This window comes from Mycobacterium sp. OTB74 (assembly GCF_029892685.1).
GTDB lineage: Bacteria > Actinomycetota > Actinomycetes > Mycobacteriales > Mycobacteriaceae > Mycobacterium.
The window spans coordinates 134935-149408 of the sequence record NZ_JARXVD010000016.1 but is presented as its reverse complement, the minus strand read 5'-3'; the positions used below and the strand labels follow the sequence as shown (position 1 = coordinate 149408).

Sequence of the window (14474 nt, the reverse complement as noted above, 5' to 3'; positions counted from 1 at the left end):
TTTTCGAAGCCCTTCGTCATGAACAGCCCGGTGGCCGCATCGCTGATCGCGCGCCGAGTAGCCAGTTTCTTGCGTTCCCGTAATCCCTCGACCACACCACTATCTTAGCTCAAATTTGGTGTTACCATAAGTTTTGTGTCACCCAACGAATGTGCGCGAGAGATTGTGGTGGTGGGCGCCACCGGTCAGGTGGGCCACCACGTCGTGGACGGCATAATCCGGGCGGGTCAGCGGGTCCGGGCCATATCGCGCCATCCCCGATCCTGGACACCCGGCGTGACGTCGTGCCCGGCCGACGTGCGCGACGCCGAGGCTTTTCGGTCTGTGTTAGCCGGCGCCGACGGTATTTTTCTCAATCTGCCGCCGATGCTGCAGGAACAAGATCTGGCACGTATCGGCGCCGACATCGCCCAGGCCGGGCTGCCGATCACGGTGCTGCTGTCCTCAGATTTGGTGGGGTTGTATCCGGATTCGGTGATGGCGGCAAGCCACCAGCGCGAGGAGACGGTGCTGGGCGGGGTTCTGGGCGACTCGCTGGCTGTGCTGCGACCGGGAATGTTTATGAGCAACGACGCCGCCGAATGGTCAACGTCCATCCGCGACGGCGCAAAGGTAATCACCGCCTTCCCCGACGCCTTGGAGGTGCCCATCGCGCCCGTCGACATCGCGGCCGGCGCGGTGGCCGAGCTCATCGCGCATGAACATGAGCCCCATCCAACGCGGCGGCTTTTGGGACCGGAGTGGCTCAGCGCCCGAGACCGAGTCAGTGTGCTCACCGAGGTGCTCAACAGGCCGATCACCATCGTGGAAGTCTCGGTTGAGGAGCATGTGGCGTTACTGGTCCGACGGCTGCCTGACCCCATAGCGCGCCAGAAGGTGGCGATGAGGGGCGAGGCGCCGCGATCGATCGCTGACTGCCCGGATGTGCCGCTCGGCAGGGAGGGAACACGCTATGCGGCGTGGGCGGCAGCCAACGTCGCGGCGTTCGGGGTCGAGGTCCGATGATGCGGTCCAGCACCGCCGCGGTGGCCGGCATCATCGTCGAAAAGAATGTCGCAGTGCCCATGCCGGACGGTGTCACCTTGCGGGTCAACGTCTTTCGGCCTGACCATGTAGCGCCCGTCGTGATGTCGATGACACCCTATGGCAAAGACAACACGCCCGACCGCATCGGGATGCTGGCGATGCGATTGAGCGGGGTGAGATTCGGCCGGCTGAACCGCTCACCGATGACGGGATTCGAATCGCCCGATCCATTGTTTTGGACGAGCCACGGCTACGCGGTCGTTCAGGGCGACGCGCGCGGAATGCATACCTCCGATGGGATCGCGGGTTTTCTTACCGATCAAGACGCCCGCGACTACGCCGAAGTCATTGGGTGGGCCGCTGACCAGCCATGGTCGACCGGCAAAGTCGCTTTGAACGGAGTGTCCTACTTGTGTATGTCGCAGTGGCGCGTCGCCGCATTGCGCCCTCGCGGCCTGGCGGCGATCGTGGCCTGGGAAGGTGCCTCGGACCTGTTGCGCGAGTTCGCCTACCACGGCGGCATCCCCGAAACTGGGTTCGTTCCGATCTGGTGGAACGTTCGAATGCGGCGCGGCACCCACCGCGGTACCGCCATGGGCGAAGACTTCCTCGGCGACAGCCGCCGCCACCCACTCGACGACGCCTACTGGGCCGCCAAGCGGCCGGACGTTGGTGCCATCGACGTGCCCGCACTGGTGGCGGCAAGCTGGTCAGATCACGGGCTCCACACCCGCGGAACACTGCTGGCCTATGAGCAACTCGGCGGGCTCAAATGGCTAGTCGTCCACGGGCGCCGAAAATGGGAAACTTACTATTCGGCCGAAGCGCTCGAGTTGCAGCGCCGCTTCCTCGACCACTTCCTCAAGGCCGTGTCGGTTGACTGGCCCGGCGAGCCCGCGGTCCGCTACGAGCTCCGGCATACCCGCACCCGGTACAGAGTTCGCACCTCGACGCACTGGCCTCTCCCGCACGCCACACTGCAGACGCTGTACCTCGACGCCACGTCAATGAGCCTGACGCTACAACCAAACACCCTCGCCGCCACAGCTTCCTACACCGCTATGCCACGGCGGCGACACCCGGATCGGGTTACATTCACCCGCAGATTCACCGAAGACACCGAGATCACCGGCAGCATGGCCTTGACCGTCTGGATCAGCACCGACGAGGGAATAGACCTGGACCTGTTCGTCGCGGTTCGTAAGCGCGATCCCGCAGGCGTGGTAGTGCCGTTCTACGGCTTCAACGGCTACGCCAACGATGGTCTCGCAAAGGGATGGCTGCGCGGTTCCCACCGCGAACTCGACGCGACACGCAGCCGGCCCGAGCGACCATTCCACACCCATCGAACGGTTGAGCCCGTAAACCCCGGCGAGCCCACCGAGATGACGATCGAGATTTGGCCCAGCAGCACGCATTTCGAGGCCGGCTCGCAACTCGTTATCGAAGTTGTCGGACACGACGCCGACCGTTATCCCGTGTTCCGCCACAAGGCGAGCATAAATCGCGGAACCCACACCATCCACACCGGCGCGGCAACACCTTCCGCCTTGGTCGCGCCATTCATACCGGCAACTACCGATGAGTAACCTAGCAGGGAGGATCACGAGAATGACTGTCTTACCGCCCGAACTTCAGCAGTTGGAGGCGCGGATGGCGAAGATACCGCTGTTCGCCATAGTTATGCACGCCACCGATAAGTTTCAGAGTCCTCCGACGATGCAAGGTGCTGCGCTTTTGGCCAAACATCTGCGGTACCTACTTGATTTGGAGGATCAGAACCGCCTGTTGGCCGCGGGTCCGCTGGATCGCGACGCCGGGGGCCCCGTGGACGGCATCGCCATCATCCGCGCCGACTGTCGCGAGGAAGCCGAAGCCATCGCCGCCAATGAACCATTGCACAAGGCCGGGTGGCGAGCTAACACCGTCCGGTCATGGGAGCTGAACATGGGAGCGCTGACGCCGGCGGCACGCGCGGCATGCGAGGCCGCCAGATAACTCGACATCAAGCCGCCGCCAGTCCACTCCCACTGTGGTGGCTGTTGGGCTGGCTCACTGCACCTACCGTCGCCTTCCGCACGCCCTGAGCCTGCCACTTCCGCCTGGCCGGCCGTGGCGTACTTGTCCTGGGCGGCGCCAGTCCGCCCAACATGCGACGGCGGCAGCGTTAGCGCGCAGATTCGCGTAGCTGATGGCAAAGCGGGAGGCACATACCGTTTCCTGCTGGGCAGCGCGCACCGCGCTCCTGCGGGCGTCGTTGCGGGTCACTTTCCAGAAGTACCGTGCTGCTGCGTACGCCGGTGGAAAATGGCCGACCGGCTCGACCAGCTACTGGCGCTGGGGCTGGGCAGATCGGGCGCGTTCGAAAATCGGACTGATCGCGTTGCCAGCCCCAAATTTCCACTGAAGTTGATCAGCGGCAGCAGGGTTTGCGACAGGTCCCTTATCGCTGTGGTTCAGGGGTTTCGGTATCCGGGAGGATTGGCGGTGTCGACCCACATGTCGACTCGGAGTTCGGTACCGGGGGAGTAGTCGTAGACCGACAGGTCCTGAACGCCGGCTTGGATCAGTACGTCTTCACACAGCAGAGTTTGACCGGTGTAGTCGCGAGCCGGTCGCAAGAATATCTGGTAAGCGGCATCGGAGCACACCTCCGGCTTGCGCGATTGCCGCATTGGCTCCTCGCCTCGCAGGTTCAGAATTGCCGCAGTTGCCACCGAGGTGCGTGGCCATAATGTGTTCGAGGCGATGCCGGCAGCGCGTAACTCCTCTGCTAAACCCAACGCACACAGTGTCATACCAAACTTGGCCATCGTGTACGCGGTCGGCGCCAGCCACCGCGGTTCGAGTCGGATCGGTGGCGACATCGTGAGCACATGAGGGTTCTCGCGGCCGATCATGTGCGGAATGCAGGCACGCGACACCGCGTAGGTTCCCCTGACCTGAATCCCATTCATCAAGTCGAACTTCTTCATCGGCAGCTGGAGAACCGGGTCCGTATTGAGCGCCGAGGCGTTGTTCACACAGATGTCGACGCCACCAAACTGTTCTGCGGCGTGTGCAACAGCCGCCTCTACGGTTTCGCTGTCGCGGATATCGCCGACAATCGGTAGTGCGTGCCCGCCAGCCTCCTCGATCTCTCTGGCAGCGCTGTAGACCGTGCCGGGCAGCTTTGGATGTGGTTCAGCTGTTTTGGCGATCAACGCCACGTTGGCGCCATCGGCGGCGACCCGTTTCGCGATAGCCAGGCCAATACCGCGGCTTGCACCAGAAATGAAGACGGTCTTGCCGGCCAGAGGGGCGAGGCGGCCCGGAGGTTGTTGATTCAACGTGCTGACGTCCTTCGATAGCGGCCGCAGGTGATTCGGCCAGTGTGCCTGGTGCTGGTGCCTAGACGCTGATGTGATCCCGGCGGTGTGGGGAACGTGTTAGCGCGCAATGCATCTGTATTGGCTTCAACAGCAGTGGCTTTCCCGCTGATAACGAGGTCCCTGCGCGGCATTGATGCCAAATCCAACGTCGCATTGCGTTCTCCGTGCGATGCCGACATAATGAGAAACATACTGTAACCGTTACGGTATGTCGTGTAGGCACGAGTTTGAACGGCGGCTCTCGACGACGCCGACCGATCGCGCGGTGCGATGGTCACCGGCTCGATTACGGGCGACCCGGGTGGAAAGTTAGGTATCCGCGTGGATTTCTCGCAGATTGATCTGTCAGTGGGCGACAAGGCATTTGCCGCTGAAGTCCGCGCATTCCTTCGGGACCACGTCACCGAGGAAGTTCTGCAGCGTGAGCGCGAATCTGGGGACAGTTTCGACGAACAGGTTCATCTGGCGCTCGGAGCAGCCGGATACCTGGAAAGAGAACTGATTGCCGAAGCCGACGGTGGCTTCAGCCCTGCGCAGGCACGTTTGTGGCAGTTGGAGAAGCGGCGCGCACACATCCCATGGGTCACCTGGGGCACCACTGCACTGGTTGCATACACCGTCCTAGAGATGGCCTCACCGGAACTTCGTGACGAAGTCATGCCCGGGGTGTACTCCGGCCACATTCGGATGTGCCTGGGCTACACCGAACCTGACGGCGGCTCCGATGTCGCGACCTGCAAAACCCGTGCAATCAGAGACGACAGCTGGTGGGTGATCAACGGGTCCAAGATGTTCACCACCGGCGCCCACCACTGCCAATACGTGTTCCTCTTGACCAAGACCGACCCTGATGCCCCCAAACATCAGGGTCTGACCATGTTTCTGGTGCCACTGGATACGCCCGGCATCGAAGTGCAGGGCGTTCGAACCGTCGACGGAGACCGCACCAATATCGTCTATTACAGCGATGTCCGGATCGACGATCGATACCGGATCGGCGACGTCAACGGTGGCTGGGTGGTACTGCGTGGTCCGCTCGATGTCGAACACGGCGCAGTCGACGCCGATACCGAAGGCCTGCATGATGTTTCGATCCTGGATCATCAGGCCGGCGACATGTCGCTGGCCCTCGATCGCGCATCGGCCTGCGTCGGGCGCGTCGATCAGTTGGGGCACCGGTCAGTCGACAATGATGCGGTGGCCTACCGACTTGGACGTGCGACAGCCCGGGCCGAAGCCGGTCTGAGCACCCCCAATATCTTCGGGCGGGTCGCTCAGGCCCAGATGATGCGGGATCTCGCACCGGATCTGATGGACATGATGGGGTCGGCAGCGGCACTCACCCACGGAGCCGTAGGCGGCGTCGACGGGGGCCAAAGCGAATACATGTACCGCTTCGCACCCTTGGCCGGGATCTACGGCGGGACGCTTGAGGTGTTCCGCAACATGATCGCGCAATACGCGCTAGGCCTTGGAAAGCCGCAATACTCTTCTGTCGCAAGGTAGTACCGACCCGTCACAGGTTAGGTCGAGCGGAGTTAACCCACACCTCCCATACTCAGGGCGAGGGAGCCCTGGCGACCTCCGACTGGCACGGCGTCGGCGGCCACCGGGTGCAGCGCATGTCACGTCGTGGCCGGTGCGCCGGTCGGCGGCACTTCATAGAACTGCGTCGCCCATTTACGCATGGCCATATAAGGTTTCGCGTCGATCCTGGACAATGACGGTCGTTCGACGTACTTCTGGTAGCGCCAGATATCGAGGTCGTCCCACACGGTCACAAGGAACTGCTTCTCGACCCGTGCACGAACCTCCTCGGGTGGAATGTCAGAGGTTTCGCCGGGCTGCTTGGGCCACCAGATCGAATAGAACATGTTCGAGACGTGATCGTCGACTGGTGTGCAGGCAAAGATCAGACGGTGGTTCGAGGATCCCTCGAACGCACTGATCGCGAATCCGAGACCAGAGAAGTGGCTGTGGATATATAGCGCCATTTTCTCGGGGTCGTCACTGCGTGCATCGGGCCACCCGGTCAGGAACTGCCACTCGTTGTCGACGACCTTCCAGTCCAGGCACACCGGTGTGACGGTCGCCCCGTGCACATAGCGGAAATGTGCACTGTCCGGCCCATTTTCGGCCACAATCTGTGGGTGCACCGGCTCGCCCTCGGCGAACCGCGAGAACTCAGGGTAGGGCCGGTAGAACGCGTCTGGATTCGTTTCGAACTGTGGAAACTTCAAGAAAATGTCGGGCAACTCCCAGCGCGGCGGTTCGCCGTTGGGCTGATACCACATGAACACGCAGCCGTGCTGTTCAGCGATAGGGTAAACCCGAAGTCGCAGAGCGCGATTGGGTCGTTCCGGCTGATAGGGGATGTAGCGGTTGGTGCCGTCGGGGCCCCAGCGCCAGCCGTGAAACGGACATTCCACGCAGTCCTCGACGACCTTGCCGCCGTGCCCGAGGTGGGCGCCCAGATGCTTGCAGTGCGCTTCCATCAGATGCAAGTCACCGGAGCCATCGCGGTAAGCAACCAGGTCTTCGCCAAAGTACTTCAGCGCTTTGGTTTCACCGGCCATGAACTCGGCCGACCAGCCGATCATGAACCAGCCAGTGACCTTCCAGGTGAACGGAACTTCCACAGGCAATCCTCTGCTTGTTGGCTTCTTGGTGACGATGGGCATATCAACGTCACGAATATGTATGGGGCGGGAAGTAATTGACGTACCAATGCGCCGTTCGGTCAGAGGTCCGGCCTGGTGCGCGTCCTAGGCCACGGCATTGCTATGACGGTCTGTATCAAAGGTCCGGTCGGCTAACGCTGTGATGCGGTGGCTTGGGTGAGCGCATTGCTGTTGCGGTCTCCGTGTTCGTGCTTGCTCAGCGCCTGAATCGACACGTCGTGGCCTTCGGCAGCCTTGCGCAGCGCACCGACGGTGGCCTGCTCCTTGGACATGTGGCTGAACGGGTCGAAGTGGTACCACTTCAACGCGTTCTCGTAGGTCATCTTGTTGATCTCGTCGTCGGGCACATTGTTGGCCTTGAGCACCTCGTCGAGCTGCTCGGGGGCACCGGGCCACATCGAGTCGCTGTGCGGGTAGTCCGCCTCCCAGCAGATGTTGTCCACGCCGATGTGATTGCGTGTGGCCACACCCACCGGGTCGGCGATGAAGCAGGTCAGGAAGTGCTCGCGGAACACCTCGCTAGGCAGCTTGCCCTTGAAGTCCTGACCGGTCCAGGTCGAGTGCATCTCGTAGGTACGGTCAACGCGCTCAAGGAAATACGGGATCCACCCGGTGCCACCCTCGGACAGGGCGATCTTGAGCGTCGGGTACTCCTTGATCGGCCGTGACCACAGCAGGTCCGCGGCGGCCTGCACGATGTTCATCGGCTGCAGGGTGATCATCACGTCCATCGGGGCGTCCGGGGCAGTGATAGCCAGCCGGCCCGACGAGCCGATGTGCACGTTCAGCACGGTCTCGGTGTCAACGAGGGCGTCCCACATCGGCTTCCAGTAATCGAAGTCGTGAAAGCTCGGGTAGCCCATGGCGGCGGGGTTCTCGGTGAAGGTCAGGGAGTGCACACCGCGGGCGGCATTGCGACGGATTTCGGCGGCGCAGGCCACCGGGTCCCAGATCACCGGCAGGGTCATCGGGATGAAGCGGGCCGGGTAGGCACCGCACCACTCCTCGACGTGCCAATCGTTGTAGGCCTGCACCAGCGCCAGGGAGAAGTCGTGGTCGTCGGTGGCGAACAACCGGCCGGCGAAACCGGGGAACGACGGGAAGCACATCGAGCCCAGGATGCCGCCGGCATTCATGTCCTTGACCCGCTCATCGACGTTGTAACAGCCGGGGCGAATCTCGTCGAGGCCCTGCGGTTCGAGGCCGTACTCCTCCTTCGGCCGGCCGGCGACCGCGTTCAGCGCGACGTTCGGGATGACCACATCCCGGAACTGCCAGGTATCGCTACCGTCCGGGTTGTGCACCAGTCGCGGCGCCTCGTCCAGGTACTTCTTGGCCAAATGGTTCCTGAACATGTCAGGCGGTTCGACGATGTGGTCGTCCACGCTGACCAGGATCATGTCGTCTTTGTTCACAACAGCTCCATGTTGTCGGGCATACTGTATGTACAACAGTATAGCGAAGAGTTGGCTGTGTCGGCCGATGAAATATCTGGAGAACTGGGACCCGCTGGGGGGCGAAGCAACTCCTGGGGAACTTTCAGTCGCCATGGACGATGTGGGGGCCGCAGGCGGTACATGCAATCCCCGCCAGGCCGGGGTGTCTTAGGACCCCGATGGTGTCGGGCACGCGTCCAAGCCGCGCACGTCCAGACCCCACTGCTCGATCAGATCCAGGCTGTAACGCACTTTGCCAGTGACCTCGGTATCGCAGTCGCACAGTGCGACAACGGCTTCCACGATCTCCTCGATCGACTCGAACAGTTCGGCCGGAAGGGAGTCGCCCATCAACTCGGCGAATCCCTCGCTCATCACAGCAACCCGCGGTCCGACCGCGTTGACGCGGATACCCGACCCGTACAGGTCTGCGGCCAGGCCCACGGTCATCCGGTTAAGAGCAGCCTTTGTGGCGCCGTAGATCTCCATTTTGGACCCTTGTGGGCCCAGGTAGAACGGTGGCCCCTCGATGACCGTGGCGCCGATGCTGGTCAGATTCACGATCCAGCCCGCGCCGGTAGCGCGCATACCGTCGATGACAGCCTGTGCGAGGTCCAGTGGGGCGATCACGTTGGCTGCGTAGGCCAGTCGCTGCTGATCGGCGGTGATCTCGGTAATGGGTTGGGCCGTGGATGCAGCGGCGTTGTTGACCAGGATGTCGACTGGCCCGCCAAGGATCTCCATTGCTTTGGGGATAACGGTGGAGCGCGCGCCATCATCGGTGATGTCGGCCACCACGACCCCGACCTTGGTTCCGTACCGCGCGCACCGCTGCTCGGATTCGCGCAGGCTGCCGCCGGGGCCGTCGAGGGTGCGCGCCACCAGCACGACGTCAGCACCCTCGGCTGCGAGCCGTTGCGCGATACCGGCACCGATTCCTCGACTGGCTCCGGTTACCACTGCTCGCTTTCCGGCGAAACGTATACTCATCGGGAAATTCTCCTACCCGCTTCGGTGAATGCTGTGAGGTCGTAGGTACGCCCGATGCTGGCCTCGGTCTCCAAAGTCAGTGCACCGGACAATGTCAGATTCTGGCCCTGCCGATAGAAATTCAACATTTCACCGACAGCGTTGTTGGACGGTATCCGGGCCGCCAGCGACAAGGTGAATGACAGCAATTGGTCGTGAGGGACAACGTGATTGACCAATCCGATCCGTAACGCCTCGTCCGCGTCGAGGAAAGCTCCGGTGATCGACATCTCGCGGGCTTTGCGAACCCCCACCGCGCGCGGCAACAGGGCGGTCAGACCCCAGGTCGGCACTACGCCGAGCAACGCGTGCGTGTCGGCGAACCGGGCCTGGTCCGAGGCGACGATGAACGAGCAGCTCAGTGCCAGCTCAAGTGCCCCCGAGACGCATGCGCCGTTGACCGCGCAGATCACCGGTGTGCGGATGGCTCGGATCACCGCAGCCGGAGTGGGGTCCAACGGGTTTCCGGTCTCGTCGGAACCACGTTCGAGCTGCTTGAAGTCCACGCCTGCGCTGAACACCGGATCGACGCCGGTTAGCACGACGGCGGCAACGGTCCCGTCATTGTCTGCTTCCCACATAGCCCGCCGCAACGCGGTGCGCAATGGTCCGTGCAACGCGTTCTTGGCCTCTGGCCGGTCGATGGTCAGAACTCTGATCGCACCGTGGTTTTCGATTCGGAGTTGATCGGGAGAGTCGCTCATTTCACGCAGTGCCGAATCTGGAGGTGTTTGAGGCCACCGACAAAGGTCGTCGCCGTCAGCTCCGGGGGTGCAGTCAGCTCCACATCGCCCAGTCGTGGCAGCAGTTCGGAGAAGAAGCTGGTGATCTCCAACCGGGCCAACGCCGCACCCAGGCAGAAGTGCACACCGTGTCCGAATGCCAGGTGTTTGTTCGGGTCACGGCCGACATCGAAACGCCCTGGTTCGAGAAATACGTCTTCGTCTCGGTTCGCAGAGACGTAAGACAACAGCACCGATTCCCCAGCCGCGATCGGCACGCCGCGAATCATGCTGTCGCGGACGGCAGTTCGCATCATGCCGGTGACCGGAGTGACCCACCTGATCATCTCCTCGGTGGCCAGCGGCATCAAACCCGGATCGGTTTTCAGGCGCCGGCACTGGTCCGGATAATCGATGAGCGCCTGCATGCCACCAGAGATGACCGAACTGGTGGTGTCATGACCGGCGGTTGCGATGATCAGGTAGTAGGAGACGGTGTCGATATCGCTGAGCGGTTCACCATCGATGGTCGCATTGGCGATGGCCGATGCCAGGTCTTCGGTCGGGTGCTCGCGACGCGCGGCGGTCAGGGAGGTGAAGTACGCGAACATCTCCAGCAGCGCGGACATCTGCTCGTCCTCGCTGGTTGTACGTCGGTATTCCGAGTCCTCCGAACCGACCAGCTCTTGAGTCAGCTTGAGCATGAAGGCGAAGTCGGATTCGGGCACGCCGAGCAGCGTCATGATCATGTACAGCGGATAGTTCACCGCGACCTGCTGGACGAAATCGCACTCGGGTCCCTCGGCTGCCATCGTGTCGACGAACTGTCGGGCAAGTTCCTGCGCGCGAGTGGTCAAGGCCCGCATCGCTTTCGGGCGAAACCAATTGGCGCCGATCGCGCGCACCTTTCGGTGCTGCGGATCATCCATGTGGATGAGGGTGCTCACATGTGCGGCAGCCTGCATCTCCTCATAGTCCGCTCGCATGAGTACGGGGCGGGGAGCGTTGATGAAATTCTCGTTGTCGCGTTCGATTTCAAGGACATCGCCATGTTTGGTGATCGCCCAGAATGGCCGGTAGTCAACAGACTGCACACGCGTCACCGGCGTGGTTCTGCGCAGTTGCGTCAATGTGTCGTGCAGGCGCCAGGGGTCGGTGTACGCGTGAGGGTCGGCCAAGATGCCGGCATCGTCCGACGCCTTGGCGTCGGGCATCTGTTGGCTCATGGCCTGTGACTCCGGGAGGGATAGGGGGACTTGCCTGCGCGCGGTATCGTGCGATAAAACCACAATGATTTTCTAGCAGTGGTGGGGTCACATCACAAGAGCGAATTCGCCCTGGCGCGGTGCGCAGCCCCGGTCCGCTGCATCCAAATTACGGAGAGGGCAATCCGGTGCGAGTTCACTTTCAAGTCGATGGTGCGCCGACAAATGCGCGCCAAAGCGCCCGCGCCATCGCCGATTTGGGCGCCGACGGAATCTTCTCGTTCGAGGGCCAGCACGACGTGTTCATGCCTCTGGTGTTGGCGGCCGAGGAAACCAACCTGCGCCTGATGACGAATGTCGCCATCGCCGGGCCCCGCAGCCCGTTGCACCTGGCGCACGCGGCGTACGACCTCCAGGTGCTCAGTGGGGGTCGATTCCGGCTGGGGCTGGGATCGCAGATTCGAGCACACATCGAGAAGCGATACGGAGCACAGTGGGGTAAGCCCGCTGCCCGGATGGGTGAATCGGTGGCGGCGGTCAAAGCCATCTTCTCGGCGTGGGAGGGGCAAGCCCCGTTGAATTTCCGCGGCGAGTTCTTCACGCACACCCTGATGCCCCCGAATTTCAACCCCGGCCCGAATCCGTTTGGGCCGCCGCCGGTCCTCATGGGCGCGCTTGGGCCGTTGATGACAAGGAACGCTGCCGAATTCGGCGATGGGTTGCTGGTAATGCCGTTCAACAGCACCAAGCATTTCGCCGAACGCACAGTGCCCGCGATCAACGCCGGGTTGGAGCGCGCCAATCGCTCGTCGAACGGCTTCGAGGTGATTGCGCAGGCAATGGTCGCCGTTGGTCGCAGCGACGAGGCGCTGCGGACGGCCGTTGGCCGGGTTGCCGGTCTGATCGCGTTCTACGGGTCTACGCCGGCCTATCGTGCGGTTCTGGACATCGAGGGCTGGGGTGACTTGCAGCCCAGACTCAACACGCTTTCGAAGCAGGGTGACTACGGTGCGATGCGGGCCTTGATCACCGACGACATGGTGCGGACTTATGGTGTTGCCGGAACGCCGGAGGAATGCGCAGCGCAGATTTATGCCCGGTACGGCACCCAAGCCACCGACGTCTGCTGCTACTTCCCGGGTTACCGGCCTGATTCGCACGATCTGGCGGATTTAGTCACGGCGTTGCATTCGCGCGCATGAGCCGGTTTGCCCCTTGTGCTCAGTGGTGCCGGACCATTACATTTAAAACACCGATGGTTTCTTACTGCTAGTCCTGTACCGGCTCGACGTCCGTGTTTTTTGTCGAGCGTCGGCCGGCGTTGCCCAAGGGAATCCGCATACCGCAGCTGCCGTGCCTGCCGATGAACAACACGAAAGCGTGCCGATGACAGAGTGGACCGTAAACGCTGTTCTGGATGCAGTGGCCACTGTGGTGCCCGATCGGACGATGACGGTGTGCGGGCAGCGGCGCTCGACTTTTGCTCAATCCCACTTAGTGATCGACGGCCTGGCGCGCTACCTGACCGCCCAGGGCCTCGGGGTCGCAGATGTGCGGCCGGATCGGCAGCGATGGGAATGCGATCAGGACCGGGTGGCGCTGATCATGCACAACGACCTCTATGTGGAGGCCTTCCTGGCCTGCCTGCGGGCTCGGGTGGTGCCGGTCAACATCAACCATCTCTACACCCCGACCGAAATCTCCGACCTGTTGGGCTACGTCGCGCCGCGTGCGGTCATCTATCACCGTTCGCTGGCTCCGGTGGTCGCCGCCACCACGCCGAGCGCCTGCACGATACGGATCGTCGTCGACGACGGCTCGGCCGCAGATGCCACACCCGGGTCGGTGATGTTCGACGACGCCGTCCACGCATCGTCCGCTGGAGACACCGTTACGGGGTCACCGGACGATCTGATCATGGTGTGCACCGGCGGGACCACCGGACGGCCCAAAGGTGTGCTCTGGCGCCAGGCCGATGCCTATATCTCGACCATGACCGGTTCGGAATACGGCTCGGCCCAAGAAATCTCCGATGCCGTTGCCGAGCGGTCCGACCCGTTCTTCGCGGTACCGCCGCTGATGCACACCGCCGGGTTGTCGACCGCGCTGACCGCAGTTCTCAGCGGTCGTACCGCCGTGGTCCACGACAACCGACAGCGGTTCGATCCGCATTCGGTGCTGGCCACTGCCGAACGTGAACGCGCCATCGTGATGTCGATCGTTGGCGATGCCTACGCGGAGCCGCTGGCCACCGCGCTGGCTGAACGCCGTTACGATCTTTCTGCCCTCGCGCGAATCGGAACTGGTGGTGCGGCAACACATCCTAAGCGTAAGCAGGCGCTGCTGGAACAGCTGCCGCATGTGACGATCGCAGACACCTACGGCTCATCCGAGACCGGCGGTATGGCGAGCGGTGTGGCACGACACAGTGAACAGGGCTCGACGATGACCATGCAGGCCAGTGGTGTTGTGCTCTCCGAGGATCGCACCCGGCTGCTGGCGCCCGGTGAGCCCGAGATCGGCTGGATTGCGCGCACCGGCCGAGTTCCCTTGGGCTACTTCAACGATCGGGCCGCCACCGAATACACTTTCCCGGTCCTCGACGGGCAGCGGTTGTCGATCCCGGGTGACCGCGCGCGTCTGTGTGCCGACGGAACCGTCGAACTTCTGGGCAGAGACTCATTGGTGATCAACACCGGTGGAGAAAAAGTCTTCGTCGAAGAAGTCGAGCAGGTGTTGCGCGGGCATCCGGCGATCGCTGACGCAGTTATCACCAGTAGGCCACACGACCGCTGGGGCCAAGAGGTCGTAGCGGTCGTCGCTCCGACTGGCGGGGAATTCTGGAATGCCGAGCGTACCAAGGTGATTCGGGAATACTGCGCTACGCGGTTGGCGCGTTTCAAGGTGCCCAAAGACATCGTGGTCGTGGATCGCATCCAACGACTCGGAAACGGCAAGGCCGACTACCGCTGGGCCCGCCAAGCTGTGGCAGTGAAGGGATGAC

The 14474-nt window shown here is 62.6% G+C and carries 12 protein-coding genes; 6 read left to right on the top strand and 6 right to left on the bottom strand.

What is annotated here, in order from left to right; translation table 11 throughout:
* Positions 1 to 135: 135 nt before the first annotated feature.
* The 3 genes from M2432_RS20570 to M2432_RS20560 are packed head-to-tail and all read left to right on the top strand — an operon-like array spanning position 136 to position 3024.
* The gene (locus M2432_RS20570) at positions 136 to 1005 is read left to right on the top strand and encodes an NAD(P)H-binding protein (RefSeq protein WP_280828682.1); all 870 of its coding nucleotides are present in this window, start codon (positions 136 to 138) and stop codon (positions 1003 to 1005) included.
* Positions 1005 to 2615, top strand: a complete 1611-nt coding sequence (locus M2432_RS20565; RefSeq protein WP_280828681.1) for a CocE/NonD family hydrolase — start codon at positions 1005 to 1007, stop codon at positions 2613 to 2615. Before M2432_RS20570 ends, M2432_RS20565 begins: the two co-directional genes overlap by 1 nt.
* A gap of 22 nt (positions 2616 to 2637) precedes the next feature.
* The gene (locus tag M2432_RS20560) at positions 2638 to 3024 is read left to right on the top strand and encodes a YciI family protein (RefSeq protein WP_280828680.1); all 387 of its coding nucleotides are present in this window, start codon (positions 2638 to 2640) and stop codon (positions 3022 to 3024) included.
* A gap of 458 nt (positions 3025 to 3482) precedes the next feature.
* Here M2432_RS20560 and M2432_RS20555 read toward each other — a convergent pair whose 3' ends face one another.
* Positions 3483 to 4355, bottom strand: a complete 873-nt coding sequence (locus M2432_RS20555) for an NAD(P)-dependent oxidoreductase (protein WP_280828679.1) — start codon at positions 4353 to 4355, stop codon at positions 3483 to 3485.
* 363 nt (positions 4356 to 4718) lie between these two features.
* Here M2432_RS20555 and M2432_RS20550 point away from each other — a divergent pair, with 363 nt between their 5' ends.
* On the top strand, positions 4719 to 5903 hold the full coding sequence (locus M2432_RS20550) for an acyl-CoA dehydrogenase family protein (protein WP_280828678.1): 1185 nt from the start codon (positions 4719 to 4721) through the stop codon (positions 5901 to 5903).
* Between the two features lie 119 nt (positions 5904 to 6022).
* Here the strand turns inward: M2432_RS20550 and M2432_RS20545 are convergent, their stop codons facing one another.
* The 5 genes from M2432_RS20545 to M2432_RS20525 all read right to left on the bottom strand — a co-directional run bounded on the left by M2432_RS20545 (position 6023) and on the right by M2432_RS20525 (position 11491).
* Positions 6023 to 7036: a Rieske 2Fe-2S domain-containing protein gene (locus M2432_RS20545; protein ID WP_280828677.1), complete on the bottom strand. Its 1014-nt coding sequence runs from the start codon at positions 7034 to 7036 to the stop codon at positions 6023 to 6025.
* 173 nt (positions 7037 to 7209) lie between these two features.
* Positions 7210 to 8493, bottom strand: a complete 1284-nt coding sequence (locus M2432_RS20540; protein WP_280828676.1) for an amidohydrolase family protein — start codon at positions 8491 to 8493, stop codon at positions 7210 to 7212.
* A gap of 189 nt (positions 8494 to 8682) precedes the next feature.
* Entirely contained in the window at positions 8683 to 9504 is an 822-nt protein-coding gene (locus M2432_RS20535) for an SDR family oxidoreductase (RefSeq protein WP_280828675.1), read from the bottom strand.
* Positions 9501 to 10247, bottom strand: a complete 747-nt coding sequence (locus tag M2432_RS20530; RefSeq protein ID WP_280828674.1) for an enoyl-CoA hydratase — start codon at positions 10245 to 10247, stop codon at positions 9501 to 9503. Before M2432_RS20530 ends, M2432_RS20535 begins: the two co-directional genes overlap by 4 nt.
* Positions 10244 to 11491 (bottom strand): cytochrome P450, encoded by a 1248-nt coding sequence (locus M2432_RS20525; RefSeq protein ID WP_280828673.1) that lies wholly within the window; start codon positions 11489 to 11491, stop codon positions 10244 to 10246. The genes M2432_RS20530 and M2432_RS20525 overlap by 4 nt, the downstream gene beginning before the upstream one ends.
* Positions 11492 to 11658: 167 nt before the next feature.
* Here M2432_RS20525 and M2432_RS20520 point away from each other — a divergent pair, with 167 nt between their 5' ends.
* Both M2432_RS20520 and M2432_RS20515 read left to right on the top strand, forming a co-directional pair.
* Positions 11659 to 12672 carry a TIGR03617 family F420-dependent LLM class oxidoreductase gene (locus tag M2432_RS20520; RefSeq protein WP_280828672.1) on the top strand — a complete coding sequence of 338 codons (1014 nt, stop codon included), beginning with the start codon at positions 11659 to 11661 and terminating at the stop codon, positions 12670 to 12672.
* 184 nt (positions 12673 to 12856) lie between these two features.
* A complete protein-coding gene (locus M2432_RS20515; RefSeq protein ID WP_280828671.1) occupies positions 12857 to 14473 on the top strand; it encodes an AMP-binding protein in 1617 nt (538 codons plus the stop codon).
* Position 14474 lies beyond the last annotated feature (1 nt).